General features: G+C 50.7%; 2 pseudogenes. Both read left to right on the forward strand.

Annotated elements, in window-relative coordinates:
* Positions 1-349 (forward strand): annotated as a pseudogene (locus tag J5F18_RS07835) (efflux transporter periplasmic adaptor subunit); the annotation flags it as partial.
* An 18-nt stretch (positions 350-367) separates the two neighbouring features.
* Positions 368-2,294, forward strand: a pseudogene (locus tag J5F18_RS07840) (efflux RND transporter permease subunit); the annotation flags it as partial.

Here is a 2,294-nt window from a genome sequence, read left to right on the forward strand (position 1 = left end):
AGCGCCAAGTATCGATGCGCAGACTGGCCGTATTGTCATGCGTGCAGAAGTGGATAATCGCGATAATGTTTTGCTACCCGGTCAATTTGTCCGTGTTGAACTCGCTTTGCAAACTTTCGATGACGTCGTTCTGATTAACCCAACAACTGTGAGCCAAGGCCCAGACGGCCCGCAAGTGTATGTCGTTAACGGCACCGAGCAAGCACAGGCGCGGCCTGTGACCTTAGGTCCAAAGATAAATGGCAAACAGGTTATTCTTGACGGCTTATCAGCGGGCGACAAATTAATCGTCAATGGTCATGTTGCGGTTCGTGATGGTGCGCCTGTCATGATTACCAACGGTCAATAAACGAGTAAAGGAAAGTTTATGTTACGTTTTTTCATTGACCGTCCCCTATTCGCGTCGGTCATCTCGATTATTATTGTCATTGCTGGGATTGTTTCAATTCGCGCCCTGCCGGTTGAACAGTACCCGAATGTTGTGCCGCCGCAAGTGGTCATTAGCACCATTTATCCCGGTGCTAGCGCCGACGTACTCGCTAGTTCAGTAGCAGCGCCACTAGAGCAAGAGATTAATGGCGTCGACGACATGTTGTACATGGAAACGACTACCACTGACTCCGGTATGTTGCAGATTACCATTTCGTTTGCCATGGGCTCAGACCCGGATCAAAACACCATCAACGTGAATAACCGCGTACAAGCAGCCTCGGCGCGATTGCCACAAACGGTTCGGGATCTTGGCGTCCGAGTTGAGTCACGTTCAACCAATATCCTTATGGTCGCGACGCTCTTCTCCGATGACGGCAGCATGAGCACACTGGATATCAGTAACTACACGCTACTCAATATCCTCGACGAATTAGTTCGTGTCGAAGGCGTGGGTGACGCCTCGTTGTTTGGCGCCCAAGACTACTCCATGCGAATTTGGACCGACCCGGCTAAACTAGCCGAATATGGTTTAATTCCTGCGGATGTCAGCAACGCGATTCGCGATCAAAGTGCACAATATGCAGCCGGCCGCTTCGGCGCAGATCCCGCGCCGAAAGGGAACGCTTTTACTTTTGCTGCAACCACTAATACGCAACTGAGTACCCCAGAAGAGTTTGCCAATGTCATTATTCGGTCCGACGACAGTGGCAACAGTATTCGCGTTGGCGATGTCGCCCGAATCGAGCTAGGCGCGCAAACCTACGGCTTCTCTGCTATTTACAATAACCAAGACGCTGTGCCATTTGGTGTATTCCTACAGCCCGGCGCCAACGCGTTGCAAACTGCTGAGAACGTGCATGCAAAGCTACAAGAACTTGCTGAACAATTCCCTGCAGGATTGTCCTATTATGTGCCCTACGACACGACCGAGTTTATCCAGATTTCGGTGAATGAAGTCATCGTTACGCTACTCATCGCGGTCGTGTTGGTGGTACTTGTCACGTTCTTATTCTTGCAACACTTGCGTGCTACTTTAATTCCTGTCGCGGCAATCCCCGTATCTCTGATTGGTACCTTTGCGGGTATGCAAGCATTTGGTTTTTCAATCAACATGCTAACGCTATTCGGCTTGGTGCTGGCTATCGGTATTGTCGTCGACAACGCCATCATCGTTATGGAAAACGTTGAACGCCTCATCTCGGAGAAAGGCATGAAGGCGAAAGAAGCGTCGATTGAGACAATGAAGCAGGTTTCCGGTGCCGTTGTTTCATCGACTTTGGTTTTGGTTGCTGTTTTCGCGCCTGTCGCCTTTTTAGGCGGGTTAAGTGGCGAACTCTATCAGCAATTCGCCGTCACCATTGCTGTTTCCGTGGTCGTTTCCGGTGTTGTTGCCTTAACCCTGACACCGGCTATGTGTGCTCTCCTGCTGGACAAACAAAGTCACCATGTATCGAAACCTTTTGCGCTGTTTAATGCCGGTTTCGACAAGCTCACCAATGGCTTTGTCAATGCGGTCGCTTTCTTTATCCGTCGCTCTGTCTTTGGTGTGATTCTCTTCCTAGCGTTTGTGGTCGGTACCGGTGTCCTGATGAGCCGTATGCCAACCAGCTTGGTTCCCGGTGAAGACCAAGGTGTCGCTTTGGCAGTCGCTCAGTTGCCAGCAACTGCATCACTCGAACGTGCGGAAGAATTCCGCAATGAGCTATCGCGGCAAATTCGTGAACTCGACACGGTGCAAGATTTCACCACCTTTGCCGGTTTCGATATTATTGCCAGTGCCTTGCGCACCAACGCATTAGCTGGTTTTATCAACTTAACCGACTGGAGTGAACGAACCGCTCCGGGTACCAGCGCGCAAGAAA

The sequence above is a fragment of the Halomonas sp. BM-2019 genome (assembly GCF_017584085.1).